This window comes from Paenibacillus sp. 3LSP, from assembly GCF_032465655.1.
GTDB classification, from domain to species: domain Bacteria; phylum Bacillota; class Bacilli; order Paenibacillales; family Paenibacillaceae; genus Fontibacillus; species Fontibacillus barengoltzii.
Window position 1 is genome coordinate 14,502 of the sequence record NZ_JAWDJI010000188.1, and the last position, 26,992, is coordinate 41,493.

The 26,992-nt window shown below is 50.7% G+C and carries 22 protein-coding genes; 2 read left to right on the forward strand and 20 right to left on the reverse strand.

All coding sequences use genetic code 11. From position 1 onward, the window contains the following. Positions 1-13: 13 nt before the first annotated feature. The 10 genes from RW092_RS16080 to argC all read right to left on the reverse strand — a co-directional run bounded on the left by RW092_RS16080 (position 14) and on the right by argC (position 12,319). A complete protein-coding gene (locus RW092_RS16080) occupies positions 14-736 on the reverse strand; it encodes a hypothetical protein (RefSeq protein WP_016314105.1) in 723 nt (240 codons plus the stop codon). After that, positions 736-1,380, reverse strand: a complete 645-nt coding sequence (locus RW092_RS16085; protein ID WP_316010670.1) for a YhbD family protein — start codon at positions 1,378-1,380, stop codon at positions 736-738. Before RW092_RS16085 ends, RW092_RS16080 begins: the two co-directional genes overlap by 1 nt. 239 nt (positions 1,381-1,619) lie before the next feature. Beyond that, positions 1,620-3,608 carry a methyl-accepting chemotaxis protein gene (locus RW092_RS16090; RefSeq protein ID WP_316010671.1) on the reverse strand — a complete coding sequence of 663 codons (1,989 nt, stop codon included), beginning with the start codon at positions 3,606-3,608 and terminating at the stop codon, positions 1,620-1,622. Positions 3,609-3,916: 308 nt separating this feature from the next. Continuing rightward, the gene (gene argH / locus RW092_RS16095) at positions 3,917-5,332 is read right to left on the reverse strand and encodes an argininosuccinate lyase (RefSeq protein WP_316010672.1); all 1,416 of its coding nucleotides are present in this window, start codon (positions 5,330-5,332) and stop codon (positions 3,917-3,919) included. Positions 5,333-5,590: 258 nt separating this feature from the next. Then, on the reverse strand, positions 5,591-6,829 hold the full coding sequence (locus RW092_RS16100; RefSeq protein WP_316010673.1) for an argininosuccinate synthase: 1,239 nt from the start codon (positions 6,827-6,829) through the stop codon (positions 5,591-5,593). Positions 6,830-6,854: 25 nt separating this feature from the next. Beyond that, a complete protein-coding gene (gene argF / locus RW092_RS16105) occupies positions 6,855-7,817 on the reverse strand; it encodes an ornithine carbamoyltransferase (protein WP_016314114.1) in 963 nt (320 codons plus the stop codon). A gap of 3 nt (positions 7,818-7,820) precedes the next feature. After that, entirely contained in the window at positions 7,821-9,053 is a 1,233-nt protein-coding gene (argD, locus tag RW092_RS16110; RefSeq protein ID WP_316010683.1) for an acetylornithine transaminase, read from the reverse strand. Between the two features lie 87 nt (positions 9,054-9,140). Further along, positions 9,141-9,926 (reverse strand): acetylglutamate kinase, encoded by a 786-nt coding sequence (gene argB / locus RW092_RS16115; RefSeq protein WP_085278196.1) that lies wholly within the window; start codon positions 9,924-9,926, stop codon positions 9,141-9,143. Between the two features lie 64 nt (positions 9,927-9,990). Next, positions 9,991-11,226, reverse strand: a complete 1,236-nt coding sequence (gene argJ, locus RW092_RS16120) for a bifunctional glutamate N-acetyltransferase/amino-acid acetyltransferase ArgJ (protein WP_316010674.1) — start codon at positions 11,224-11,226, stop codon at positions 9,991-9,993. A gap of 40 nt (positions 11,227-11,266) precedes the next feature. Continuing rightward, a complete protein-coding gene (gene argC, locus RW092_RS16125; RefSeq protein ID WP_410055543.1) occupies positions 11,267-12,319 on the reverse strand; it encodes an N-acetyl-gamma-glutamyl-phosphate reductase in 1,053 nt (350 codons plus the stop codon). Positions 12,320-12,554: 235 nt separating this feature from the next. Between argC and RW092_RS16130 the strand changes: the two genes are divergently transcribed. After that, a complete protein-coding gene (locus tag RW092_RS16130) occupies positions 12,555-13,256 on the forward strand; it encodes a PIG-L deacetylase family protein (protein ID WP_316010675.1) in 702 nt (233 codons plus the stop codon). Between the two features lie 343 nt (positions 13,257-13,599). Here RW092_RS16130 and RW092_RS16135 read toward each other — a convergent pair whose 3' ends face one another. The 6 genes from RW092_RS16135 to RW092_RS16160 form a co-directional block, all read right to left on the reverse strand. Then, positions 13,600-14,496: a YitT family protein gene (locus tag RW092_RS16135; RefSeq protein WP_316010676.1), complete on the reverse strand. Its 897-nt coding sequence runs from the start codon at positions 14,494-14,496 to the stop codon at positions 13,600-13,602. 134 nt (positions 14,497-14,630) lie between these two features. Further along, positions 14,631-15,747 (reverse strand): peptide chain release factor 2 gene (gene prfB, locus RW092_RS16140; RefSeq protein ID WP_316010685.1). Its coding sequence is split into 2 segments (ribosomal slippage): positions 14,631-15,674 and positions 15,676-15,747, totalling 1,116 coding nucleotides; the frame shifts between segments, so codons are not numbered across the junction. A gap of 412 nt (positions 15,748-16,159) precedes the next feature. Continuing rightward, complete coding sequence (gene secA / locus RW092_RS16145; protein WP_028538132.1) at positions 16,160-18,667, reverse strand: preprotein translocase subunit SecA; 2,508 nt, start codon at positions 18,665-18,667, stop codon at positions 16,160-16,162. Between the two features lie 224 nt (positions 18,668-18,891). Beyond that, on the reverse strand, positions 18,892-19,443 hold the full coding sequence (gene hpf / locus RW092_RS16150; protein WP_016314123.1) for a ribosome hibernation-promoting factor, HPF/YfiA family: 552 nt from the start codon (positions 19,441-19,443) through the stop codon (positions 18,892-18,894). Positions 19,444-19,574: 131 nt separating this feature from the next. Further along, positions 19,575-20,081 (reverse strand): VanZ family protein, encoded by a 507-nt coding sequence (locus tag RW092_RS16155; RefSeq protein WP_016314124.1) that lies wholly within the window; start codon positions 20,079-20,081, stop codon positions 19,575-19,577. 155 nt (positions 20,082-20,236) lie between these two features. Next, positions 20,237-20,434: a cold-shock protein gene (locus RW092_RS16160; protein ID WP_009225364.1), complete on the reverse strand. Its 198-nt coding sequence runs from the start codon at positions 20,432-20,434 to the stop codon at positions 20,237-20,239. A gap of 453 nt (positions 20,435-20,887) precedes the next feature. Here RW092_RS16160 and RW092_RS16165 point away from each other — a divergent pair, with 453 nt between their 5' ends. Continuing rightward, positions 20,888-22,822, forward strand: coding sequence for a tetratricopeptide repeat-containing glycosyltransferase family 2 protein (locus RW092_RS16165; RefSeq protein WP_316010677.1), 1,935 nt, complete (start codon positions 20,888-20,890; stop codon positions 22,820-22,822). Positions 22,823-22,889: 67 nt separating this feature from the next. On the opposite strand, the gene RW092_RS16170 is transcribed toward RW092_RS16165, so the two are convergent. The 4 genes from RW092_RS16170 to RW092_RS16185 form a co-directional block, all read right to left on the reverse strand. Further along, positions 22,890-25,796 (reverse strand): IPT/TIG domain-containing protein, encoded by a 2,907-nt coding sequence (locus RW092_RS16170; protein WP_316010678.1) that lies wholly within the window; start codon positions 25,794-25,796, stop codon positions 22,890-22,892. 75 nt (positions 25,797-25,871) lie between these two features. Continuing rightward, positions 25,872-26,222, reverse strand: coding sequence for a hypothetical protein (locus tag RW092_RS16175; protein WP_167669339.1), 351 nt, complete (start codon positions 26,220-26,222; stop codon positions 25,872-25,874). Between the two features lie 11 nt (positions 26,223-26,233). Then, positions 26,234-26,632, reverse strand: a complete 399-nt coding sequence (fliS, locus tag RW092_RS16180; RefSeq protein WP_016314128.1) for a flagellar export chaperone FliS — start codon at positions 26,630-26,632, stop codon at positions 26,234-26,236. Then, positions 26,632-26,982, reverse strand: a complete 351-nt coding sequence (locus RW092_RS16185; protein WP_016314129.1) for a flagellar protein FlaG — start codon at positions 26,980-26,982, stop codon at positions 26,632-26,634. The genes fliS and RW092_RS16185 overlap by 1 nt, the downstream gene beginning before the upstream one ends. Positions 26,983-26,992: the final 10 nt, after the last annotated feature.

Genomic DNA, 26,992 nt, shown 5'->3' on the forward strand with positions numbered 1-26,992 from the left:
GAATGATGAGTCGTTATTTCTGTTCCGCGCGCCCAACCGAAGCCTGCGGTGAAACCTCATAGTGTTCCTTATACTCCACGCGGCCAATTTCGCAGCCCGGTCCAATCACAACCGAGTTACCGCGCACCACTTCCGCCTTCGTCCCCTCCAGCCGAATGTCATCTCCTTCGATTAGATCGACCGTCAACCGCGAAGCCCACATGGGAGAGATGTAATCCAACAGACGTTTGCCTTTGTGCTGGCGAACCACAATTACTTCCCCGCCGATTTCCTTCGCATGGCAAGGACCCTCCAAATCCAGCTTCAGATTTCCCGCATTCAGCATCCCGCCAACCTGAAGCTGACCGTCCACCTCCGCGGTTTCAAATTCGGCATTCCCGTCCAGCTTCAAAGCGCCGTCCACCTTCGCCGTCTCACCAATCACAGAGCCTTTGGATTGGAGCATTCCCCGGACATGCAGCGAGGTGAATCGCACATCTTGGTGGACCTTCAACATTCCGTCCAGCTCGATTTTGCCGCCCTGCAGCAACCCCTCCGAGGAACCAGTGCCGTTGAAGCTCATTTGGCCTGCTTGGATCGTTCCTTTGATTTTCAGCGTTCCGTTGGCTTCCAAGGACTCGCAGGTAATGTCTCCGTTCAAAGTGGCAATGCCCTCCGTCTGGATTTCACGGTACGCGCCGCCGGACGCCTGACCTACACCGTTAATTTTCAAATCCTTAACGCTTCGTTCCGCCATTATCCTTCACTCCCGCTCACCAATAGTTTTAATTCCTCTGTGCAGCGTGCCAGCGATAACCGAACAATCGTCCGGACACTGCGGTCAACAAAAATGTCCCCATCCTCCGGCACCAGAATAAAGGCGGCCACCCCCATTTTACGGATGAGATGTACGCCGCATTCCTTCCCAGCCAAGCCTGGTAAATGGTCCTCAAGCGCCTGAACCAATAAACGCCCTTCCTCGAGGGAAATTTCCCCGCTTTGCAACAGCTTATCAAGCACGTAGACGATTAACATCTGATCGAAGCCAAAGTTCGGCTGCGCCTCTTTCTTCTCTGTAGTCTCCATATATAAGTTCAATGATGTCGATGTAACAATGTTTCGTTCCAGAAGTTCATCCGCGCTTAAACGGATATCCTTCGGACTCCCCGAGAAGACGTCCGCCAGCGCATCCAGCGATAAATCATCCTTCATGCCCAGAATGCGGTCAATGCGCTGCAGGATTTTTTCCCTTGGAAAATACGTTTCCTGCCCGGTAAAAGACGATTTGCGGATAAACCACTGCTCCGGGATCAGGTTCTTGCGCTTCCAGCGGTACAACTGTCCATACGAAATACCCGTCAGATCCAGCAATTCCTTCTTGGAAATCAAATCCTCATTCATTGTCATGCTCCTTTCATTGCACAAACAGCGTAACATAACATTGTTACGTTGTAAAGCAGGCGTGAATGGAGATCGATCCAAGTCGTTGCTGCTATTCATCTTAATCGACCCTCGGATCTTCTCCATCCGTCTCGGGGCGGATTTATGCGCCCGGCTCAGGGTGGAAATCCGGCAAAAAATGCCCCTTCGCCACGAACTGTGACTAGGGGCATGAACGGAATTGATTCTATTTTGACCTATTATAGCTTAAACCGATCGATCTGCGCATGCATATCTGCGGCCATCCGAGCCAAGCCTTCTGAGGCGGAGGAGATCTCCTCCATGGACGCCAGCTGTTCCTGGGTTGCCGCCGTCACCTCTTGCAGGCCCTCCATGCTGCTGGCCGAGGTTGCCGCGATTTGTTCGACTGCGTGAGCAATTTGATCGGCACTCGCCGACATTTGCTGCGTGATGGCCGACACTTCATGAATTTGCTCCGATATCCGCTGCGTAGACCGCTCGATTGCTTGGAAGGCTGTTTGCGCTTCCTCGGTTACGGCTCTTCCCCGCTCGACATTCGTATTCACCTTATGATTCATAACTTCGTAGGCTTTGCTCGTAAGTTCGGTCATCTGCCCGATGGTCCGTTGAATCATTTCCGCTGTCGCTCCAGACTGCTCCGCCAGTTTTCGCACTTCGCCCGCTACCACCGCGAAGCCGCGACCTTCCTCGCCAGCCCGCGCCGCTTCGATCGCCGCATTAAGCGCCAACAGATTGGTTTGGTTGGCAATCTCCGTAATTGCACTGCTCATTCCGGCAACCTGTCCGCTGAGCTCATTCATCTGTTGCAGGATGTCCGCCGATTCCAGCGTCGACCGGCGAATCTCATCCATTTGCAAACCGACCAGATTCACCTTCCCGCTGCCTTCTCGAACCTCCTCCACCGTTTGCAACGAAGATTCGACGATCAGGCCGGACGCGTCCGCGATCTTCCGGATGCCTTGAGACATTTCATCCATCGTTTTGGCACTTTCTAACGAAGCAGCGGCTTGTTTCTCCGCATGATCCGAGGCATCCGACACCAGCTGGGCAACATGTTCAACCGCCTTGGCGTTCTGCTCGGTACTCGCATTTAATTCTTCGCTGGAAGCGGTCAACTGGCCAGCCGTTCCTGACATCTCTCGTACCATTCCCCGCAGGGAAGCCAACATGCCGTTGTAGTTCGCAGCCAATTCCCCAATCTCGTCCTTGCGCTTCGTAACGACGTCCTCGTCCAAGTAACCTTCACTCACCCGTTTAGCCGAGCGATTAAGCTGCTCGATCGGACGCGTGATGTTCAAGATCGTTAGGATGAGCAGGATTCCCGCAATGACCATGGAGACACCTAGAACCATAAGCGATGTCCACATGATCGGCTTCGAGGCGTCGCGGAATTCCTGCACATCCAGAACCCCAACGATTTTAAATCCGGTGAGCGGGTTGGTCGTAAAAAATGCACTCTCTGCCTTCCCCGTTTCAGGATCGTTGTAATTTAAGCGGCCCGATTCCGTCTCATGGATTTTCGCCAGATGTTCACCTGAAGCCTCTTCGCCAATCGTGTTGGTCGGATGTGAGACGTACTTGTTCGTACGGTCCAGGATATACACATAACCGTGTTCTCCCAGACGAATGCCGCTGACATCCAAGTTCAGCTTGGACAGGTCCAGGGAGACCGTGACCGCTCCTTGATGGTCTTTTAACGCACGGCTGATATATAGATTAAAATTGCCGGTCGTCGCCGATACGAACGGATCGATAATCACCGTGTCCTCCGGTCGTTGCATCGAAGAGAGATACCAATCACGATCGCGTGGATCGTAATCCTGTTTTCCAGGATCGGGGGATTTCATCCATGCACCGTTTTGATTGCCAACAACTAGAATCTCCAACTCCGGATGCTTAGCCATGAACAAGTCAATAAGGGACCGGATCTCAGGAGAATTGGCATCTATTTGAGCAGAATCGATTTGCTGCACCAGCTGCTCCACATTGCGAACTTCCGCCTCTACAATATGGTTAATCGTTTTATTCAATAGATTGACGCTCGCTTGGGTGTTATCATCCATTTGTTCATGTAACTGTTCGCTGGCGCGGGTGTAGCTGGAGTAAGAGGTCACCAAATTGGGAACTGCCAGCAGTACGGCAAAAATGATGAGCATCCGATTACGTAATGTACGGACCTCCAACAACTGCATCCATCTTTTTTTCATCGTGTTCTTCCCCTCTTATTTATTAATGGGCATTTAGTGATTCTTGTTGTCTGCCAAGGGTTAATCAACTACAAAACCGCCAGGATTGCTTCAGTCCGAGTCAATGCACCAAAATAAAAGCTTGGCAAGGTAAGTTATTACTTTTATTTCGACAAAAACCGACTATTTCTTTATATTTTTCTGAAAATTTCGTGAAGTTTCCATAAAATTCAATATCAATCGGAACTCAACCAAGGAAAATAAAAAACAGCCGTTCGTCTTTCGACGAAGGCTGTTTCTAAAGTTCTGTCTATGAAGCGGCGATTCACTTATTTACTTTTTTCCAAATATGCTTCCGCCCATTGGCGAGTCGCCTCCAGCTTGCTTTCTGCACGTTCGATGGCAGCCGTCACTTGAGCGGTAGCTGTCCCGCCGTATACGTTACGGGCATTCACGACCGTCTCCGGCTGGAGCACGTCATAAATGGTATCGTCAAACAATGGCGAGAACTGCTTGAACTCGTCTATTGTCAGATCCAGCAGGTATTTGCCGTTTTGAATGCAGTAAAGGACGGTTTTGCCGATAACTTCGTGCGCCTGACGGAACGGCAGACCCTTGCTTGCCAGGAAGTCGGCAATGTCGGTGGCGTTGGAGAAGTCCTGGTTGACCGCTTCGCGCATCCGCTCCTTGTTCACCTTCATCGTGGCGATCATCGGCGCGAACAGCTGCAGCGCTCCTTGCAATGTGGCGACGGTGTCGAACATGCCTTCCTTGTCTTCCTGCATGTCCTTGTTGTACGCCAGCGGCAGCGACTTCAGCACGGTTAACAGGCCCATCAGGTTGCCGTAGACCCGGCCCGTTTTGCCGCGAACCAGCTCCGGCACGTCCGGATTTTTCTTCTGCGGCATAATGCTGCTGCCCGTACAGAACGCATCATCCAGCTCGATGAAGCGGAATTCGGTGCTGCTCCACAGCACGAGCTCCTCGCTGAGACGCGAGAGGTGCATCATCAGAATGGAGGCGTTGGCAAGGAACTCGACGATAAAGTCACGATCGCTTACGGCATCCAGACTATTTTCATATACCCCGTCAAAATGCAGCTGCTCGGCTACAAAATGACGGTCGATCGGGAACGTCGTGCCAGCCAACGCCCCTGCCCCCAGCGGCAGCACATTAATCCGATTATAGCTGTCCTGCAGACGCTCGATATCGCGTTGGAACATGGACACGTATGCCAGCAGATGATGGGCGAACAGGATCGGCTGCGCCCGCTGCAGATGGGTATAGCCCGGCACAATCGTGTCGAGGTTCGCCTTGGCTTGTCCCAGCAGCGCCTCCTGCAGCTCCTGCAGCAGGCCCACGAACTCGACCACCCGCTTACGCAGATAAAGGTGCATGTCCGTCGCTACCTGGTCGTTGCGGCTGCGCCCAGTGTGCAGCTTCCCGCCAACCGGCCCCACCTCGTCGATCAACTGCTTCTCTATGTTCATATGGATGTCTTCGTCCGACACGGAATATTCCATCTCGCCGCGGCGGATCTTCAGCAGAACATGATGCAGGCCTTCCTTGATCTTCTCGACATCCTCTTCCGGCAAGATCCCGCATTTGCCCAGCATGGTGACATGCGCGAGACTTCCTTGCACATCCTCTTCCGCCAACGCTTTATCAAACCCGATGGAGGCGGTATACTCCTCAACTAAACGGTTGGTCTGCTTCGTAAAGCGGCCACCCCACAGCTTGCTCACCTGACCCACTCCTTAACTCGAAACTTGATTGTTATTCCAATCAATCAGAACAGAAACAGAAGGAAATGTATTCGAAATTTCGACTACATTTCCTCGCGAACCATCGAAATTGCAGATTCTATTCGAAAAATCATACACATTCCCGCCTCATCTCCGCAAAATGCTCAATTATATACGAAATTTCATACACATTGGGTTCAAATCGCTGAAAATCGGCGAATTGTACTCGATTTTTCGAATAGATTTTGGGTACACCCTTTACTTGCCGCTGTTTTGCGCCACACCTGCGCCAACTTTCAGGCGCAACGCGTTCAGATGGATGAACCCGGTAGCGTCGCCTTGGTCGTACGCTTGTGTAGGGTCGGCCTCCATCGTAGCGATGTCCGGGTTGTACAAGCTGACTGGGCTCTTCACGCCGGCGGCGATGATGTTGCCTTTGTACAGCTTCACGCGCACCGTACCTGTTACATTCTTCTGGCTCTCCGTTACCAGCGCTTGCAGCGCCAAGCGTTCCGGCGCAAACCAGAAGCCGTTGTAAACGAGCGTGCTGTAACGGGTGATCAGGCTGTCGCGCAGGTTCATGACCTCGCGGTCCATCGTCAGCGATTCCATTTTGCGATGAGCCGTGAACAGGATGGTTCCGCCCGGCGTCTCGTATACCCCGCGGCTCTTCATGCCGACAAAGCGGTTCTCGACCATGTCGACGCGGCCGATGCCATGTTTGCCGCCCAGCTCATTCAGCTTCTCTATCACCCCGAGCGGACTTAACCGTTCGCCGTTCAGCGCCACGCAGTTGCCTTGCTCGAACTCCAGCTCCAGATACTCCGGTTGATCCGGGGCATCTTCCGGCGAAACGCTAAGCAGGTACATGTCTTTGTTTTCCGGTGCAGATGCGTCGAACCACGGATCCTCCAACACGCCGCTCTCATAGCTGATATGCAGCAGGTTGCGGTCCATCGAATACGGCTTGGCCGCCGAAGCCGTTACCGGAATGCCGTTCGCTTCCGCATAAGCGATCATTTCAGCGCGTCCCGGGAAGCGGTCGCGGAACTCGCTCAGCCGCCAAGGGGCGATCACGCGAATTTCCGGCGCCAAAGCCGCTGCCGCCAGCTCAAAGCGCACTTGGTCGTTGCCTTTGCCGGTGGCGCCGTGGGCGATCGCCGTTGCGCCTTCTGCGCGGGCGATTTCCACCATGCGCTTGGCGATCAACGGACGGGCGATGCTGGTGCCGAGCAGATATTGCCCTTCGTACAAAGCACCCGCCTGGAACATCGGATAGATGAAGTCCTTGGCGAACTCGTCGCGCAGGTCGTCGATGTATACTTTAGAAGCGCCTGTAGCCAAAGCCTTCGCTTCCAGCCCGTCCAATTCTTCCTTCTGACCGATATCAGCCGTAAACGCGATAATTTCTGCATCGTACGTTTCTTTTAACCACTTGAGAATGACCGACGTATCCAGGCCCCCGGAGTATGCCAGTACGATTTTTTCCTTTGCCATGATTCCTAGTCCTCCCGAAAAAAATTTATCCCATCAATGCGGCCATCAGCGCTTTCTGCGCATGCAACCGGTTCTCTGCCTGATCAAAAATAATCGAATGCGGTCCATCGATCACGCCTTCGCTGACTTCCTCGCCCCGGTGGGCCGGCAGGCAATGCATAAAGACGTAATCCGGCTTCGCATACCGCGCCAGCTGCTCGTCGACCTGGTAATTGCGGAAGGCCTCTTCGCGGATCTTCTGCTCTTCTTCAAAGCCCATGCTCGCCCACACGTCGGTGTAAATAGCGTCCGCTTCTTGTACCGCCGCCTTCGGATCGCGCACCACTTCGATAACCGCGCCCGTCGCTTTGGCAATTTTCTGCGCATCCGCAACAATTTGCGGGTCCGGTTCGTACCCTTCCGGGCTGGCCACGGATACATGAACGCCCAGCTTCGCCCCGCCGATCATCAGCGAGTGCGCCATGTTGTTGCCATCGCCCACGTAGGCCAGTTTAAGGCCTTGCAGCTTGCCCTTATGCTCGTAAAGCGTCTGATAGTCGGCCAGCACCTGGCACGGATGAGCCAAGTCACTCAGTCCGTTAATGACTGGCACGGTAGCATAGCGGGCCAGATCGACCACCTTATCATGACCGAAGGTCCGGATCATGATCCCGTCCAGGTAGCGCGACATGACTCCCGCCGTATCAGCGATCGTTTCGCCGCGACCGAGTTGGATATCATTTTTGCTGAGAAAGAGCGCATGGCCTCCCAACTGATACGTCCCCACTTCAAAGGACACCCGCGTCCGCGTTGACGATTTTTCAAAAATCAATCCGACGGTTTTCCCCAGCAGCGGCTGGTACACCTCGCCGTTCTTCTGCTTGCGCTTGAGCTCAATCGCCAAATCGATCAAATAGTGGATCTCATCGGTCGAATAATCTGTCAGCTCGATAAAATCGCGGCCGTTCAAATTCATGCTGCTGCGTTTGGATGGTTCCAGCAAAGTCATAGTTTAGTTCCCCTCCTTGGAAGTATAAGCGGCGATGACGTCTGCCAAAATCGCTACGGCCTGGTCAATCTCTTCCTTCGACACCTTGAGGTTCGGCAGTAAACGAATGACCTCCGGGCCGGCGGTAACGAACAGCAGTCCATGTTGTTGTCCAAGCAGTACGATGTCGCCTACCGGTCCGGCGCATTGGATTCCGATCAGCAAGCCTTTGCCGCGCACTTCTTGGACGAACGGCTCGTCCTTAAACGTCTCCTTCAGGAGCTCCGTCAAGTACTCGCCCATCTCTGCGACATGCTCCGGAATGCGCTCCTCCTGCATCGTCTCCAGTGTGGCAATGATCGCTGTCGTCACGATCGGATTGCCGCCAAATGTAGACGCATGGCTGCCCGGAGGGAACGCTTCGCGCAAATACGCTTTCGCCAGCATCGCCCCGGCCGGCAAGCCGCTGGCAATCCCTTTGGCCGATGTAAAAATATCCGGCTCGATCCCGTAATGCTGATGGGCAAACCATTTGCCCGTACGTCCCATGCCGGTTTGGACCTCGTCGATGATGAGCAGCAGTCCCTCTTCCTTGCACAGCTCGGACAGCTCTTGCACGAACGCCGGATCCACCGGGTACACGCCGCCTTCGGCTTGCACCATTTCCAGCATCACTGCCGCCGTTTGTGGGCCAATCGCTGCCTTCAGGGCAGGCAGGTCATGCAAGGGTACAGACTTGAAGCCTTCCGGAAGCGGCAGGAAGCCGTCCTTCACCTTCTGCTGACCGGTCGCGGTCAGCGTAGCCAACGTCCGCCCATGGAAGGATTGATTGAACGTAATAATCTCGAAGCGGTTGGTTCCCTTCACCTTTTGATGGTAGCGCCGCGCCAGCTTGATCGCCGCTTCATTCGCCTCGGCCCCGCTGTTGCAGAAGAAAACGACGTCCGCGCAGCTAATCTCCGTCAGCTTCCGCGCTGCAACTTCCTGCTGTGGAATATGGAACAGGTTGCTCACATGCCAAAGCTCATCCAGCTGAGCTTTCACTTTGTCCGCCACCTTCTCCGGGGCATGCCCCAGGTTGGCGACCGCAAGACCGCTCATGAAATCAAGGTAGCGGTTGCCCTTATCGTCCCACAGCCAGCTGCCCTTCCCTTTCACCAAATGGATCGGGTACCGAGCATAACTTGGGAACAACGCGCTGGGGCTGCTCCCTTCCGCCGCAGCTGCAGCGGCATTCGCTCCGGTGGCCGGAGCCATAGTAGCTTCTTTCAGATCACTTTGCGCCATCGTTTTTTCCACTCCCATCTTCTTAATTACTAATATAACCTTCCGTCAGCCGCTGCGCTACGCCATCCGCACGATTCGGGTGCCGATGCGTCCCCCGGCCAGCACTTTGCCAAGCACACCCGGCTCGTTGCCGCCTACAATCACCGCTTCCTTCACGCTGCCGCTGATGCAAGCTACAGCAGCTCGCACCTTCGGAATCATCCCGCCGTAAATTTCCCCGGTCGAGATCATATCCTCAATTTGCTGTACCGTAATGGAATCGAGTACTTTTCTTTCGGTACCCGTCATTTTCAAAATCCCAGGCACATCGGTAACAACAATCATGCGCGAAACCCCAAGTGCCGATGCAACCGCTCCTGCAGCCGTGTCCGCGTTGATGTTATAACGTTGCGTTCCGTCTGCACCAATACCTACGGGAGCAATGACTGGAATGTAACCGAGGTCCAGTACGCCGCGGATCAAATCCGCATTCACATCCGTCACTTCCCCGACGAATCCAACTTCCTTGCTGTTCGCCACCGGCTTCGCCTGCAGCAAGCTGCCATCCGCGCCGGACAAGCCCAACGCTTTCCCGCCGTTCTGAGCGATGCGGCGTACGATCAATTTGTTAATGCTGCCGGCCAGCACCATTTCCACGACGTCCAGGACTTCATTCGTCGTGTAACGCAGCCCGTCCACGAACTTGCTCTCAATTCCGAGCTTGCCAAGGTTTTCCGAAATGGCTGGCCCGCCGCCGTGTACGATCACCGGGTTGGCCCCTTCTTTTTGCAACTTCACCAAGTCAGCAAAAAAAGAATTCGGCAGCTCCGCGAGCGTGCTGCCGCCACATTTCATCACAAACATTAATCTTTCTGCTCCTTTCCGGAGTTAATCTCATCTGATAAATGATTTAGGATATAAATTCATATTAAGTGCGATAAGCCGCATTAATCCGGACGTAGTCATAGGTCAAATCGCAGCCCCAAGCGGTGGCTTCGCCTTGACCGTTATGCAGGTCCACGGAGATATTGACCGTGTCGCCCTTCAGGTAAGCAAGCGCCGCATCCTCATCGAAAGGAACCGGACGCGAGCCCTCCAGCACAACGATGTCACCCAGCTTGATGTCCACCGTCTCCGGGTTGACCGGCTCTCCTGCACGGCCGACCGCAGCAATGATGCGGCCCCAGTTGGCATCGGCCCCAAACACCGCCGACTTCACAAGGCTCGAGCCGACGATTGTCTTTGCGATCGCCCGAGCCGAGTTATCGCTTACGGCGCCTTGGACCGTCACCTCAACGAGACGGGTTGCGCCTTCCCCGTCGCAGGCAATCGCCTTGGCCAACGTCTCGCACACGTGGCGGAACGCCGCAGCGAACGCGTCCCAATCGGCGTGTCCGGGGGACAGCTCCCGATTGCCGGCCAACCCGCTCGCCATCGCTAACAGCATGTCGTTCGTGCTCGTGTCGCCGTCGACGGTGATCATGTTAAACGTCACGTCGGTCGTTTGCCCGAGCAGGCTTTGCAGCGCCTGCGGTTCAATAGCGGCGTCCGTCGTGACGAACGCCAGCATCGTGGCCATGTTCGGGTGAATCATGCCCGAACCCTTGGCAGCCCCCGCGATCGTTACCTCGCGGCCGTCCACGTCCAGCTTCACGCACACCTCTTTCTTCACGAGGTCCGTGGTCAAAATTGCCTGGCAGAACTGCTCGGCCCCCTCGCTGTTCGCCGCCAGCGCCGCCGGCAAGCCTGCGATGCCGGCGTGAACGCGGTCCATCGGCAACAATTCGCCGATGACGCCGGTGGAGGCTACGGCGACTTCGTGTTCGCCGAGCCCCAACGCCTTCGCCGCCGCTGCGCGCATCGCGTAGGCGTCAGCTTCGCCTTGCGCGCCGGTGCACGCGTTGGCGTTGCCGCTGTTGACGACGACGGCCCGCAGGTGCTGCCCGCTGGACGCGACGCTCTCGCGCGTCACTTTCAGCGGTGCCGCCTGGAATACGTTCGTCGTATAAACTGCCGCGGCGACCGCCGGCACCTCGCAGAGGATCGCGCCGAGATCGTTGCGGGTCGTCTTCTTCAGACCGCAATGCAGTCCGCCGGCCTGAAAGCCTTTTGGCGTGGTGATGCTCCCCTCCGGCGCTGCACGAAATAAACTAACCACTCCCATGACTGACTCCTTTCACAAGCCCAAATAAGTTGAGATCTCCCTACGGGTAAACGGGTGTAAACTTCAAGCCGGTCGTTTCCTCCCAGCCCATCATCAGGTTCAAATTCTGAATGGCTTGCCCCGCTGCCCCTTTAACCAAATTATCAATGACGGACACGATCGTCAGCCGACCTGTACGCGCATCCGCTGCAAAACCGATATCGCAAAAGTTCGAGCCAAACACTTCCTTGGTTGCCGGCCACTTGCCTTTGTCCCGAATGCGGACGAACGGACGTCCTTCGTAATATTGACGGTACAGCTGAATCAAATCTTCCTCGGTGTAAGCCCCCTTCAATGTGGCGTACATCGTGCACATAATCCCCCGCGTCATCGGCGTCAGGTGCGTCGTGAACGTCACCGTAACCGATTCCCCGGTGATTTGCCCCAAGGTTTGTTCGATCTCAGGGATATGCTGGTGCTTGTTGACCTTATATACTTTCATATTTTCATTGATTTCCGCGTAATGGTTCGTCAGGTTCATCCCACGGCCCGCGCCGGATACCCCCGATTTCGCATCGATGATGATGCTGCCCGGTTCAATCCAACCTGCACTTAACGCTGGGATTAGGCCAAGCAGCGTAGCGGTCGGATAGCAGCCCGGGTTGGAGACGAACTCCTTGCCTTTTACTTCATCGCCGTAAATCTCTGCCAAGCCGTACACCGCCTGCTCAAGCAATGCGGCTTCCGGAGCCTCATGTTTATACCAAGCCTCGTATTCCCGGCCGTCTTTAAGCCGAAAATCACCGGACAAATCAATAACCTTCAGTCCAACCTCCAGCAGCTGCGGCACCAGCTTCGTGCTGACCCCGGATGGCGTTGCAGTAAATACCACATCCACCTTCGTCGCAAGCTCCTCTGGATACAAGCCATCCAGCGGCTGAACGATGATCTCCGATAAATGCGGGAACCCGTTCGTTATAGGCTCTCCTGCGCTAGAAACGGAAATCACCGAAGCAATCTCGACATGCGGATGTCCCCATAAAAAACGAATCAGCTCCACGCCCCCATATCCCGTGGAACCGACGATGGCTACTTTTATTTTCTCCCCGTTCACAATGCTAACCTCGCTTCCTCTCCCGTTGGATCAACCCTATGAAATCAACAATATGCATCATTCCGTTGTAAATATGTATTATTATACGGCTGAACTTATATAAATACAACAACTCTCACAAAAAATTTCCCCTCGCATGTCAGGCCCCTCTTTTGGCCGCCAAACTTTTATGTAGGGGCTGAATCAGGTATATTTAAAAGGTGCTCATGAACCGTATCAAAGGAGGAGAAGCACCATGTCGAACGAAAAAACAATCGCATTCGTATACGCTCATCCCGATGATGAAACATTTGGATGTTCTTATTTAATCCGGCAAATCGCGGATGAAGGAGGCAAGGCGGTGCTGCTTACGGCTACCCGGGGAGACGCGGGCAAAACCGGCCGCTTAGGGGAGATGACCCGCGAACAGTTAGCGGCCCGCAGGGATCAGGAGCTGGCCAAAGCCGCTGAGATCCTCGGCATCTCCGTTGTCGAGCAGCTGGGGCTGCCGGACGGCAAGCTGAAGGAGGCGGACCCGGCGATGCTGCGGGAGAAGATTGCCGACTTCTTGCAGCGCCATCAGGCACAGGTGGTCGTCACGTTCCCGGAAGACGGCCTGTCCGGACACCCGGATCATATCGTCATCCATCACGCCGTAAACGATGTCGTCTTTGGGGGCCAAGCGCCAACCGTGCAGAAGTTGTATTACAACCAACTGGGATCGTACACTTCCGATCATTCCAGCGTGCTGCGCGTAGCAGCCGGCAACCGTTGGGAAGCCAAACGCCAAGCCCTCGCCGCCCATGAATCGCAAATTTGGAGCGTGGAGCGGGTATTTGGCGTATTGGGGCCGCAAGTACCGCCCCGTCACCAATTCGAATCGTTTGAGCTGGTTTGGGAGCGCGGCGAACGGTTCCCGCAAAAAAATGAGCAGTCTATCTATGATGGCTTGGCTTAAATGCTACAGGAATCAAAAAAACCGTCCGAATCATTTCGAACGGTTTCTTTTTTTGCGTGGGGATTCTATTTTGGGGCCTGCGTCTTCCTGAATGTATCGTATCAGATGCTGCTGCAGCCCTCTTTTTACACCATTATCCCGTTCAATCAGAGCATCATACAGTTACTTGATCAATGATCCGCACAGGTCAGTCATCCCTGCCCAACTCTCATCCCTCCTGAAGGAAAGGGATAATGGTGCAAAGAAGCCCTGCGGCCCCTCCCCCTGCCAAGCGTATCCCTTTGGGTCAGTCAGCCGCAGAGGAAGCAACTGGTATCCAGCTTAGGTACCCAGCAACCGAAAGTCACTGTTCTCCCTGCACTCTTTTAAACCCTTCCCCTAACACTTCATGCGCATTGGTGATAATCACAAACGCATTGGGATCCAGCGTCTGCACCAAGGTCTTGAGCCGTGTAACTTCGCTCTGCCCGACGACGACCATCAGCACGGTCCGCGCATCGCCGGTGTACCCGCCGTGACCGTCCAGCTTAGTCAGCCCCCGGTCCAGGTGAGTGAGCACAGCCTGCGAGATCTCCTCCGTCCGGTCGGCAATAATGTAAGCGACCTTCGTGTAATTGAAGCCCAGCTCGATGGCATCGATGATTTTACCGGTGATGTACAGTCCGATCAGGGCATAGAGCGCTTTTTCCGGGGTCAGCAAAAATAACGCCAACACAATCACAATCCCGTCCATCATCACAACGCAAACGGAGAGGCTGAGGCCGCTGTATTTTTGAATAATTTGCGCCAAGGTGGACAGCCCGCCGGTGGATCCCCGGCCTCGGAACACAATACCGAGTCCTATCCCCACCCCGATGCCTCCATATAACGAAGCCAGCAACGGATCTGTCGTTGGTACGGGAATGTCTCGTGTCAAAAAGACGAAGAACGGCAGCACCACCGTGCCCAGCAGAGAACGGATGGAGTAGTCCCGCCCAAGCAACACGTAGCCGGCAATGAATAGCGGGATATTCAGGGCCCATTGTGTGTAGGCGGGTTCGATCCCAAATTGCGATTGAATGATGATCGATAATCCCGAGACACCGCCTGAGGCGATATGACTGGGGACCAGAAACAAATTAAACGCCAAGGCCGTGATCAGAGAGCCTACGATAATCATCAGCGTATCTATCGTATGGCGTACCGGACCGGCGACCGGGATATAGTCTTGAAGATGGCGTTTGCGAACTTTCGGCGGCATTGCTGCCCCTCCTTACTGGCATTTCATGAAATTGGTACAACGAAAAACCCACCCGTACCAAGCGTGGCCAAGGTGGGTCATATTTAGCAGCGGCACGGGCGGAATGGTCACACCAAGGCGCTCCGCCCTGCCGATTAATTCTCCGTGTTCGTTTTAATCTGACTGCGCAGATAACCGTCGATAAACGCGTCCAAATCCCCGTCCATCACCGCGCCGACATTCCCTGTCTCCACGTTCGTCCGGTGATCCTTCACCATGCTGTACGGATGGAACACGTACGAGCGGATTTGGCTGCCCCAGGCGATATCGGACTGCTCGCCGCGGATCTCATCCAACTCGCGTTGTTGCTCCTCGATCTTGCGTTCGTACAGCTTGGAGCGAAGCATCGTCATCGCCCGTTCACGGTTCTTGATCTGCGAGCGCTCATTCTGGCAGGTTACCACGATCCCAGTCGGGATGTGGGTAATCCGCACGGCCGAGTCGGTCGTGTTGATGTGCTGACCGCCGGCACCGCTGGCGCGGTACGTATCGATTTTCAGATCCTCGTTACGGATTTCGATCTCCACGTCATCGCTGATCTCCGGCACGACGTCACAGGAGACGAAGGACGTATGCCGGCGTCCGGAAGCGTCAAACGGCGAGATCCGCACCAGCCGGTGAACGCCCTTCTCCGCCTTCAGGTAGCCGTAGGCGTTGTAGCCCTTGATCAACAGTGTAACGCTCTTGATCCCGGCTTCATCGCCCGGCAGATAATCCAGCGTCTCGACCTTGAAGCCGCGTTTCTCCGCCCAGCGGGTATACATCCGCAGCAGCATTTGGCCCCAGTCCTGGGACTCGGTGCCGCCGGCGCCGGGATGCAGCTCGAGAATCGCGTTCATTTTGTCGTATGGCTGGTTCAACAGCAGCTGGAGCTCGAATTCCTCCAGCTTCTTGACGAGCTTCTCTACGGAGTCCGCAACCTCCGCAGCCAGCGATTCATCGCCTTCTTCCTCCGCGAGCTCCGCCATCATTTCCAGCTCATCGTATTCGTTCTGCAGCGCCGTATATTGGTCGACCGAGGATTTGACCGCATTCATCTCGGCGATAATCCCTTGAGCTTTCTCATTGTCGTCCCAGAAATCCGGTGCCGCCATTTTCTCCTCATAGTTGGCGATCATCTCTTGCTTCAGATCTAAGTCAAAGAGACCCCCTAAGGTTGGTTAATTTCTTTGCGATTTCGCGCATGTCTTGTTTCACGTTCGCATCGATCATACGGTAGATCACCTTTCTTTGTAAAAGTTTTTTTGTAGCTGCCACTTTGGTTTAAAGGTAACGCCCTTTTGTACCCTTATTCAACTCCCGGGCACCGAATTTCAAAAAATAAGGACAAAATCTACCTTTATTTCATTCCTAAACCTGGAAAAACCCTGTTTTGAGCCATAGTCTGCAAAAATAAGGCCAAAAAACTCCCTTATTTACCAGACATCCGCCCAAAAAAGCAAAATAAGGCCCTTTTTTACCCCTATTTCGCCTGTGGCTGAACCAACGTCGAGGTGGCTACCTCGGATGAGCCAACATCGACGCGGCCGCTGCGGCCGAGAACAGGTTTTCCCTCCAAACGGGGCAAAAGCGGGCAGCCTAAGGAAATCCTCAGGCTCCCCGCCGCACCCAGCTTATGCCGACATTATGCGTTTTGGCCGTGGCAGTGTTTGTACTTCTTGCCGCTGCCGCATGGGCACAAGTCGTTGCGGCCGATCGTCTCGCCGCGTTTGACCGGGCGTTTCTCAGCCGGCTCGCCGCTTGTGGTGATTTTGTTCTCATCCACGACCGCTTGACGTTCCTGGTTCGTTTCGATCTGCGCCTTCATGATGTATGTCGCGACTTCTTCCTGAATGTTGGCGATCATCGCGTTGAACATCTCGTAGCCTTCAAATTGATACTCGCGCAGCGGATCAGTACCGCCGTATGCACGAAGATGAATACCTTGACGCAGCTGATCCATCGCGTCGATGTGGTCCATCCATTTGCTGTCGACCGCGCGGAGAGCGATAACCTTCTCAAACTCCCGTACCATTTCCGGACCAATTGCTTCTTCGCGAGCGTTGTACTTCGTCAGGACGCGTTCAAAAATATACTCGACCATCTCATTTGGCTCTTTGCCCCACAGATCGTCTTTCGTAATCGCGCCTTCGTCCAGCAGCTTGCTGTTGACGTAATCGGCAACCTCTTGCAGTTCCCAGTTCTCCGGTATCTCGTCAGCGGTATGGGCTTCAACCACCCGTTCGATGACCGGCTTAATCATATCGAGAACGATTTGCTTAATGTTCTCCGATTCCAGCAGCTCCCGGCGTTGTTTATAGATAATTTCGCGCTGTTGGTTCATGACATCGTCATATTGCAGGACGACTTTGCGCACGTCGAAGTTGTTGCCTTCTACGCGTTTTTGCGCTGACTCAATCGCGCGGGTGATCATCTTGCTCTCGATCGGTTGGTCTTCCTCAAAGCCAAGGCGTTCCATCATGTTCAGCACGTTATCCGCACCAAACCGCTTCATCAACTCGTCACCCAGCGACAGGTAGAACTGCGTGGAGCCTGGGTCACCTTGACGACCGGCACGACCGCGCAACTGGTTATCGATCCGGCGCGATTCGTGGCGTTCGGTACCTATGATATGCAGGCCACCCAATTCGGCCACGCCTTCACCCAGCAAGATGTCGGTACCGCGACCCGCCATGTTGGTAGCGATCGTCACGGAACCCGGTTCCCCTGCGTGGGAAATAATTTCCGCTTCCTCCGCATGGTATTTCGCGTTCAACACCTTGTGCGGGATTCCTTTGCGCTTCAGCATCTCGGATACGCGTTCGGAGTTCTCGATCGAGACCGTACCAACGAGCACCGGTTGTTTTTTCTTATGACGCTCCACGATTTCTTCGACAACGGCTTTAAACTTGCCGTCAACGCTCTTATAAACAACGTCCGGCAAGTCAATCCGACGGTTCGGCCGGTTGGTCGGCACCTGGAGCACTTCAAGGCCGTAAATTTTCTTGAATTCTTCTTCCTCGGTCTTCGCCGTACCGGTCATCCCGGCCAGCTTGCGGTACATCCGGAAGTAGTTCTGGAACGTAATCGTCGCCAGCGTCATGCTTTCGTTCTGTACCTCGATGCCTTCTTTGGCTTCGATTGCCTGGTGCAGCCCGTCGCTGTAGCGGCGGCCCTGCATGATCCGACCGGTAAATTCATCGACGATCAGCACCTCGTCATCGGTCACGACGTAATCGACGTCGCGGCGCATGATGACGTTCGCTTTGAGCGCCTGCACCACGTGGTGGTTCAGCGTAACATGTTTATGATCGTACAAGTTATCAATGCCAAAAACGCGTTCCGCTTTAGCAACCCCTTTTTCGGTCAGCGAAACAGCCTTTACTTTAATATCTACCGTATAATCTTCCTCCGGCGTCAGCGTCTTCACGAAACGATCGGCTGCATAATACAGCTCGGTGGATTTCTGAGCTTGGCCGGAAATAATCAGCGGCGTCCGCGCTTCATCGATCAAGATGGAGTCCACTTCGTCAATAATGCAATAATACAGCGGCCGCTGAACCATCTGTTCTTTGTAGAGCACCATGTTGTCGCGCAGGTAGTCAAATCCAAACTCGTTGTTCGTGCCGTACGTGATGTCGCAAGCGTAAGCTTCTTGTTTCTGCTCATGCTCCATGCCGTTGAGGTTCACCCCAACCGTCATGCCGAGGAAGTTGTAAATCTGCCCCATCTGCTGGCTATCGCGTTGTGCCAAATAGTCGTTGACGGTAACGACATGCACACCTTTCCCCAGGAGCGCATTCAAATAAACCGGCAGGGTTCCGACCAGCGTCTTCCCTTCACCGGTTTTCATCTCCGCAATCTTGCCTTCGTGAAGCGCCATGCCGCCGATCAGCTGCACATCAAAATGACGCATCCCGAGCGTGCGTTTCGAAGCTTCCCGTACTGTGGCAAAAGCCTCCGGCAACAAATCATCCAGCGTCTCGCCTTTCTCGATCCGTTCCCGGAATTCAGCGGTTTTCCCTTTCAATTGCTCGTCCGAAAGCGCCTCAAATTGCGGTTCTAATGAATTAATATAATCTACCGTCTTCATCAGACGTTTGACATCACGTTCATTCGTGTCGCCAAATATCTTTTTTACTAATCCCAGCATGATTTACCCCTTTCACGCATAAACAGATGATTTGCCTAAATTGTAACAGTTTGTAAGGCACGCCGCAACACGCCCCGTCACGTCTGCATTGCGGTAAAGCGCCTTTGTATACGAATAAAGAGCCCTATCCGCGGGCGGATAAGGCTCGTTTCCTTTGCGTAAGTATCACAGGAATTACCACCTAGTTTGAAGCAAGTTGCCATGATTGCACGGAGTGCAAGGGGTTAATCCTGTTCAATCAAACCGTATTTGCCGTCATTGCGCTTGTAGACGACGTTCACTTCTTTAGTGTCGATGTTCGAGAAAACGAAGAAGTTGTGTCCTACCATATTCATTTGCAAAATCGCTTCCTCTACGTCCATCGGCTTCAAGGTAAAGCGTTTCGTACGAACCACTTCCAGCTCTTCCTCGCCTTCATCCAGCGCAACGGAGCCTGCGGTCGTGCCCTCTACAAAGAGGCTGTTCTTCACGCCTTTCTGGCGCAGTTTACGGTTGATTTTCGTTTTGTGCTTGCGGATTTGACGTTCAAGCTTGTCCACAACCGCATCAATGGATGCGTACATGTCATCGCTGCGATCTTCCGCACGGAGCACAACGCCGGTCAAAGGAATCGTTACCTCGACCGCGTGCAAGCCTCGTACCACACTTAACGTGACAGTACCGTCTGAGGTAGGGGGTGCATCAAAGTACTTGTCTAGCCGGCTGAGCTTCTTGTCTACGTAGTCACGCAAGGCCTCAGTCACTTCAATCTGCTGTCCTCGAATACTAAAATTCATAGGGCACTCCTCCTTTGCTTTGCACCTTTATTATACCATGACGTTAAGGCAAAGTAAAAAGTGTTAAAGGTCTGTAAACCACCGCGATATCCGTAAAAAAAGACGGGCAGATCGGCAAATCCCCCGCGCTTTCAAGCCCGGCGATCCTTCCGGTTTCCCCACCAGGATTTCAACAAAATCGTGAACGCCGCCCCACACGCGGCCCCGATCGTATCCAGCAACACGTCCTGCACCATCGCCGTCCGCCCCGGCGTAAAGCTCTGATGCAGCTCATCCGTACAGGCATAGAGGAATGCGATCAAAATCGCAAAGAGCAGACATCGCCGATTGGATCGTCCCCGACCACCTAAAGCGTAAACCAGGAACGCTGCCAGTAAAGCATAACTGCCGAAATGCGCCGCTTTGCGAATAAAAAACTCGATGAAGCTCGCCCCGCCCACACTGTCCACACTGATTTCATAGTCACCATAGCTGAACCGGATCCCGCCGAATCGATTCTCAATCCACTGGTCCGAGGTGCTCTTCTCAATTTCCGGCACCAGCGACTGCTCCTCATAAGACTGCGAAGAAAACCCAAAAAGAATCGCCATCATCGCGATCGCCGGCAGCCAGCGCAGCCAAGGTCGAAGGTTGTGCAAAGGAGGTCACCTCATTCGATTACGAACTCATTCACTTTAGAAAATTATAGCATAATAAAAATAAGAAAACCCCGGGTTCCCCCGGGGAGTTGCTAGCGAATCTTTAATTGTTAACCATCGTACCGTTCATATGTAGGTCGGCTGTGCCGGGATGATTACAGTTTGATTACGTTAGCGGCTTGTGGACCACGTGCGCCTTCAACGATTTCGAACTCGACGGATTGGCCTTCTTCCAGCGTTTTGAAGCCTTCAGCTTGGATCGCGGAGAAGTGTACGAATACGTCGCCGCCTTCTTCAGTTTCGATGAAACCGTAGCCTTTTTCTGCGTTGAACCATTTTACTTTACCTTGCATGCACTAACATTCCCTTCATTATCAAATAAGAGTGTGATCCTTGTAACCAAGCCCCACATGTCTGACTATACCACCCAAGCTTATCCAGTGTCAATTGCCAAGGAAAAGGTTTTACTGTAAATAATTTGTAGATTTTTGTCAGAGTGGTAAACGAATGGACTTCATTTTCATGATCTTAAATTAATTACCCGGCAGAATGTAAAACGAAACGGATAGTTCTTTAAGTGGTCATGAAATAATCTGTACATAAGGATTCTGGTTCAGACTATTTACGTATACTTTCATTTCATATCCTAGTATAATTCAACTAATTGAAATTCAGTAAATGTCGAATAGATGTCGAAATAAATATTATCTTCTATTTCTAAAATCGTGAAATGGGTCTACTCCAGGAGGAAATACACTCCTCAGATGGAATACTTAAATTTCAGGAATAGCTTAACGGGAGGATATATGAACAACTTGATTTCACTCTGCATGATCGTAAAAGATGAGGAAAAGGTGATTTCCCGATGTTTAGATAGCGTGCAAGGGCTTGTTGATGAAATTATCATTATCGATACCGGTTCGGTTGATAATACAAAAACAATCGCTCGAAAATATACAAAGCACGTCTATGATTTCAAATGGGGCAACGATTTCTCTGCTGCCAGAAATGAATCATTACGTTATGCTACTGCAAAATGGATACTGGTACTAGATGCAGACGAGTATATTAACTCATCCGATATCGAGGGATTAAGAAACGCGCTACGATTAACCACGACTGACAAGGATTCGCTAAAATCATTCATGTTACCTATACACAATTTTACCGGGCGAACCGTCGATCCCTCTAGAATAATGATCTCGCAAGGTGCTCGTATTTTCGAAAATCATAAAGGGATGTACTATAGTAGTCCTATTCATGAGCAACTCACCTCAGATCACTACAAAATCACATTCCAGAACCTCCCTTATCCAGTCTATCATGACGGCTATACCGAAATACGGGTCAAGGGTCATAACAAGTCTGAGCGCAACTTGTCGATTCTAGAATCTATGAAAACCGAAGAAAAACTACAGGATCCTTACTTTTGTTTTATTTTGGGGAATGCCTATATCAGCGACAATCAACTCGAAAAAGCCGGCCAACTATATCGAGCATGTTTAGCATCCAGCACGCCAAATCATTCGTGGTATATCCATCTTCTAGATAACTTGATATCAACTGAATTAAAATTAGAAAATTATGTTGAAGCATATCAATTAATTCAGCAGGCTATACAACAATATCCAGGAATTTCCGACTATTATTGTCATCTTGGCCTTCTTTACGATCAATTCGGAATGTTCCAACAAGCGATCGGTTATTTTGAACAAGCTTTAAAGTGTGCTGAAACGGCTGTCCGTCAAAATCGTCCCTACTGGAATGTTCAACCGTCCTATGGCTCTACGGTACCGTTACAAATGTTGCTCAAGCTGCATAATCAATTGGGCCATAAGACCGATGCTGTTCGATATGGGGTTCAATTGCTTCAAATTCAGCCGAGAAACTACACTGTTCTACAACAAGTATGGGAACTGCTCATTCAGGCAGAGCAAGACAACGAGGCCATTATCCGATTGTTTCAAACGGTTTATCCGAATGCTTCAGCCATTGAATACATCGCCTTATTTCTCGTTGCCTTACGAACTGGCTCTAGATCACTGAGTTCATATTACTATCAGAAACTAACAATACAGGTTTCTCCTAGTGATGCTCTAACCTATCATTTATTGCAACATGAAGAGAAGCCGTTCAAACTATCGATAGATATGGAGCTAGATGCCTCTCCCGCTTTAATCGCTGCTGTTGTGTATAATGATCCAAATTATTTATCAGCTATAACCGATACTGAAGGCTGTGAGTCTGCTCGGGAACTCTGGACCTATCACTGCGATCTCCAAGCAAATCCGAATAGTTCCCCTCAATTAACGGACAGTGCATCGGATTTACTTGCTAAGACACTTCTCATTTTATTAAGTTATTCGTATAACGACATTTATCTTCACTGGCTTCAGTCGATGGCAACCGCAGATACAATTAATAAACTTGCTGATTTAATGTACGAACATGGATACTACGAACCTGCAATTGAATTATACGCGATTCTATTAGACAACGGAGTATTATCACCAAAAAGTATGATTAATATAGGGCAATGGCAGTTAGTAGGTAATAATGCGGATGATGGCTATTTATTCATTGATACTGCATTTGATCATGAAAAAGATTTATCCGTGATTGGGTGGGTCTTTAACTATTGTTCCAAAAAGCAATATGAGCAGTTTCTTGAGCGTTATCTAGATGCTTTCCCTCACCTAATTGAACTTCCATTCTTGACACAACCAACAAATAAATTATAACGAACTAACAAAAGAAGATCGGATTGAGATTTAAATCTCAGTCCGATCTTCTTTATGTTGCTCGTAATTAATTATAAGTATAGGTTACTGTATTACTTTCTTGCATGTCTGGATTTACAACCTTCACTAAAACCTCACCAGTGTTGCCTGCTGGGACTGTGACTCGTAGCGTAGTCGAACTAGTGTAGACAACCGTAGTCGCTTCAACAGATCCAAAGTATACTTTAGGTTTATTCTTGAAGTCTGTCCCATAAATATATATGGTATTACCTGCTTTACCTGATACAGAAGATAGTCTTGTAATAACTGGAGCAGCGGCAACCGGAAGATCCGTATAAGTAAATGTAAAGCTAGCGGTCTGTCCATTTGACAAGGTTACAACCAATGGTACCTCTCCAACCGTTGAGCTAGCTGGTACTGTCACTCTTAAGCTTGTAGAATTCACATAAGTTGTTGGAGCAACAACACCATCAATGCTGACAGTTGCGGACGTATCAAAGTTATTACCGTTAACATAGATTGTCGCCCCACCTGCACGGCTTGCACTCGCAGGGGAAATGCTAGTGATCTCTGGTACAATTGGCAAGTACTCAAATCCGCCTACCAAAGTTTCCGTTCCGCCATCTTTATTCGTAACCGTAACATCAACAAACCCTGTTGAGGTGGATGCCGGAACAACTATTCTAAGCTGATTTGAATTAATATAAGTTACACCAGCACTTACACCGCCTAGAGTTACAGTGGCACCACCACTAAAGTTCTCTCCGTCGATCAACGCGATATATCCGCCTTTGATAGAGCCACGATTTGGAGTTATAGCCGTAATGTTAGGGTCAGAGATAATCGGCATTGTATATTCATAGGCTTCTGGTAACACTGCAGTTTGTTGTTTATTCGCAACAATAACATCCACCTTACCTGCCGTTTCCACAGCTGGTACAGTTACGCGAAGTGTTGTTGAATTCACATAAATCGCATTGACACTATTTGCACCAAACGTAACTTTCGTCACGCCATTTACGAAATTGGTACCGTAAATATATACCGTATTTCCACCTGTTATCAAACCTGTGTTTGGTGTTACTGATGTGACCGTAGGCGTTGGATATACGACTTCGTTATAAGTATAGCTTTGTGGTAATGTGTATAGTTCCCCATCTGCAGTGCGAACAGAAACATCTACGGTACCTGGTTCATCAACTTCTGGAACCGTTGCTCTTAATTGTGTTGAAGATATATAAGTGGTCGTTGCATCTTTAGCACCAATAACCACTTTCATACCACTTTTAAAATTCTTACCGTTCACATAAATGGTATTTCCGCCTGTTACCAAGCCATTGTCAGGGGAAATCGATACAATTTCTGGATCTGTTGATGGAGGAGCATCGTAGGTGAATCCTTCCGGAACAGTTACAGTAGTCCCATCTGGATTCGTAAGCGTAACATCAACTGGACCTGCCTCATCGCCAATCGGTGATTTGACTGAGATTTGATCGCTCCCAGAATAATAGAAGAGTGGAGCCGCTTTGTCGCCGAACTTCACTGTCACACCCTTCATGAAATACTCTCCCTTAATCGAAACAATCGTTCCACCGGCAAGCGGACCATTAGCAGGAGTTATAGAAGTAACAATCGGATCAACCTTATATTGATATTGAGCTTTCGCTACTTGATTATCCGGGTTTGTTACACTTACCTCAACCATCCCTTGTTTTCCTGGAGGCACAGTTGCTGTAATTTCAGTACTGCTAACAAATGTTACATCGGTGGCGGAAGTTAAACCAAATTTAACTTTTGCTCCAGGTACGAAATTTTGACCTGTAATTGTAACTGTCTCACCGCCATTTGGATGTCCGAAAGGTTCTGTTATTGCGGTTATAACTGGGGCGGGAAGTTTTACCGTAATATTCACACTTGGAATACTTTTCGTACGGTTAGCTCCCGCATAATCTTTGTAAGTAATGCTAGATGTGCTTAACGAAGCCGGGAAATTACCTGCTTTCGTTTTATCGACGGGACGAATTTTGTACTTGAAGGTTAGTGCGCTATTCTTCAATTCGTTGAATTTCCATGTCAGCGTGTTACCTGTTACCGTAGGTTTTGGAATATTATCCTCGTAAGATCCAGGTACAATCTCAAAATCGTTACCAACCGTATCTGTCACGGTAACATCATAGGCGCTTGCCATCCCAATTTCTTTAACAATGGCAGCATAAATTTGATCAAGTCCCTGTGAACCAAGTACAAAGTAATGATGCGTTGCAGTTGTCGCCATGTTTTTCATAAGGATGTTCGGAGCACTGGTTTCAGGATCTTCATTAGGATTCAGAAGAGCAATTGTATAGAATATGACACCTGCATCCTTTGCAGCTTGTGCTTTCTGTAGCGCATAGTCAAACGGATCCGTATTCGACGGCGACTCTGTTGCCGCTCCATCTGTCAACAATACAATTACCGGCTGAGCTTCTTCGCGGTGATCAGCCAGCAAGGCGGTCGCTGCATCAATCGCAGAACCTGTAGCGGTTCCTCCATTTGCATTAATTTTATCTATGTAGGATTTCACAGCATCTTTATCCACCGTGAAAGGGAACGAACTTGCGGTAGAAGCGAAATCAACAACCGCAACTCTATGTTTCGTCATATCCATGAGGTCAACGAACCCTTTAGCCGCTTCTTTCGCATTCTTCATTTTGTCTTCCCCATTATTAGGGCCATACGTTGGAGCCATGCTGCCTGATTTGTCAATAATCAGCACAACATCATTAGGCATGACCACATTCACAGGCGGAGTTCCTGTAATATTAAGCAAAATTTCCGTTTCCTCTTCTGTTGTAATCGTTTTTGGATTTGCTGTTTTGGTCACCGTGACATAGTCATTGACCGCTGCCTCCAGCTGTTGCGGAGCGGCGATGAATCCGTAAACCGCAAACCACACAGCGAAGATGCTTAAAAAGCATTTTTTTACCTTCCCCATAAGCCTTTCCTCCTCTTTATAAAAAAATAATAGCAACAGGTTGCTATTCTTGAAAAACCAAAGGTCATGTTTTCTTTATTGATGACTATCGATAAAGTACCCTACATGCTGCGTATATTCACCAAGGTAGGTATTTTTCGACTTTCGGCTCTCATTGATTCTCTTTAGCTCCATACTTGCTTCCTGTAATTTCTGCGCAAAAGCCTCATTATTCTTCATCTCTAAGTCAATGCATTCCTGTAGAATACTTCTATCTGACTCCGTATATGAGAAGTCTTTCACTTGAGATAATTGATCAATACGTTCCCTTAGCAGAGCTTGATTGTATTGAAGAGAAAGAAGCGTTTCGTAGTCCGCTTCATTCTCTAGATCCAAAGCACTAATCGCTCGAATTAAGTCCCTTAATTCCAGCAATAAATTTGTCACAGAGCTCGATGTCATTGGACTTTGACCTTCTCTCCATTCGAAGTTAACTTCAGTGCTTCAGCCCAAGTATCTCGAAGCTCGGTAAGTAGTTGGATGCTTTCCTCTGCTGCGTTCACGTCAAGCTTGACATTCGCTTCGAATAGTTTCTCATTGATATAGGTGTATAAGCTGTACAACTGCATCGATAGTTCATACTCCATATTCAGAGTCGCTTGAAGCTCATCAATGATGTTTTGGGCTTTAACAAAATTCAAATGTTTACCTTCCATATCATGACGTTCCATACTCTGAACAGCTAGCTTGATAAATTTAATACAACCGTTATAGAGCATTAATGTAAGTTGACCCGGCGACGAAGTTTGAATTTTCGTATGCAAATAGTTATTTTGTGCTTGTAAGTTAATTTTCATCACCTTTTTTCATCAATGATTGCCCCAACTGAAAGTTCCTTCAATTTCTCAACAAGGTCGATAAACTTCTCAGAAGGTATTTCGTGGATGACCTCTTTGTGCTTGTCCATAATTTGGACAATTAACTGATGAGTGCTGTCATGTATTTTGAGTTGAAATGAATGTTCGGTACCTTGAGCAGCCCGGTTTGCTTTCTCAATCGCATTTAATAGGGCTTGCTCACTAACCGACAAGATGGCGTTCTTGCTCTTTAACTTCAACTCTTGATATTCTCCACTAACCCGAATAATTGGTGCAGATTCTTTTCCCGTTGATGACTGAACCGGCTGCGTATGAGTTGTTATCTCCATTGCCTCACAG

Excerpts from the sequence above, each read along its gene's own strand:
- RW092_RS16080 (WP_016314105.1), bottom strand. The coding sequence starts at position 736 with ATGGCGGAACGAAGCGTTAAGGATTTGAAAATTAACGGTGTAGGTCAG.
- RW092_RS16085 (WP_316010670.1), bottom strand. The coding sequence starts at position 1,380 with ATGAATGAGGATTTGATTTCCAAGAAGGAATTGCTGGATCTGACGGGT.
- RW092_RS16090 (WP_316010671.1), bottom strand. The coding sequence starts at position 3,608 with ATGAAAAAAAGATGGATGCAGTTGTTGGAGGTCCGTACATTACGTAAT.
- RW092_RS16100 (WP_316010673.1), bottom strand. The coding sequence starts at position 6,829 with ATGGCAAAGGAAAAAATCGTACTGGCATACTCCGGGGGCCTGGATACG.
- argF (WP_016314114.1), bottom strand. The coding sequence starts at position 7,817 with ATGACTTTGCTGGAACCATCCAAACGCAGCAGCATGAATTTGAACGGC.
- argD (WP_316010683.1), bottom strand. The coding sequence starts at position 9,053 with ATGGCTCCGGCCACCGGAGCGAATGCCGCTGCAGCTGCGGCGGAAGGG.
- argB (WP_085278196.1), bottom strand. The coding sequence starts at position 9,926 with ATGTTTGTGATGAAATGTGGCGGCAGCACGCTCGCGGAGCTGCCGAAT.
- argJ (WP_316010674.1), bottom strand. The coding sequence starts at position 11,226 with ATGGGAGTGGTTAGTTTATTTCGTGCAGCGCCGGAGGGGAGCATCACC.
- RW092_RS16130 (WP_316010675.1), top strand. The coding sequence starts at position 12,555 with ATGTCGAACGAAAAAACAATCGCATTCGTATACGCTCATCCCGATGAT.
- RW092_RS16135 (WP_316010676.1), bottom strand. The coding sequence starts at position 14,496 with ATGCCGCCGAAAGTTCGCAAACGCCATCTTCAAGACTATATCCCGGTC.
- secA (WP_028538132.1), bottom strand. The coding sequence starts at position 18,667 with ATGCTGGGATTAGTAAAAAAGATATTTGGCGACACGAATGAACGTGAT.
- hpf (WP_016314123.1), bottom strand. The coding sequence starts at position 19,443 with ATGAATTTTAGTATTCGAGGACAGCAGATTGAAGTGACTGAGGCCTTG.
- RW092_RS16160 (WP_009225364.1), bottom strand. The coding sequence starts at position 20,434 with ATGCAAGGTAAAGTAAAATGGTTCAACGCAGAAAAAGGCTACGGTTTC.
- RW092_RS16165 (WP_316010677.1), top strand. The coding sequence starts at position 20,888 with ATGAACAACTTGATTTCACTCTGCATGATCGTAAAAGATGAGGAAAAG.
- RW092_RS16170 (WP_316010678.1), bottom strand. The coding sequence starts at position 25,796 with ATGGGGAAGGTAAAAAAATGCTTTTTAAGCATCTTCGCTGTGTGGTTT.
- fliS (WP_016314128.1), bottom strand. The coding sequence starts at position 26,632 with ATGAAAATTAACTTACAAGCACAAAATAACTATTTGCATACGAAAATT.
- RW092_RS16185 (WP_016314129.1), bottom strand. The coding sequence starts at position 26,982 with ATGGAGATAACAACTCATACGCAGCCGGTTCAGTCATCAACGGGAAAA.